Raw genomic sequence first — 237 nt, 5'->3', positions numbered from 1 at the left:
CGATTGGAGCAAGCATAAATGGAATGGCCAACATAGGATTATAAACAACTGGTAAACCAAAGATAATTGGCTCATTGATGTTGAAGAGAGCTGGGCCGATAGAAGCTTTACCAAGGATTCTCAATTGTTCTGATTTAGCAAAGAAAGCGATGAAAAGAGTCATACCGAGTGTCGCACCAGAACCACCGATTGTTACATAAGCATTTGTAAATTCACCTGCAAAGGCATATGAAGCAC

General features: G+C 40.5%; 1 protein-coding gene. It reads right to left on the bottom strand.

The features are described from left to right. The coding region (locus tag ACNEUN_RS06455) for a PTS transporter subunit EIIC (RefSeq protein WP_463631639.1) at window positions 1-237 on the bottom strand (237 nt) is incomplete at both ends.

This window comes from Gardnerella sp. C0684A1, from assembly GCF_055326835.1.
This window is presented reverse-complemented; position numbering and strand designations above follow the sequence as displayed.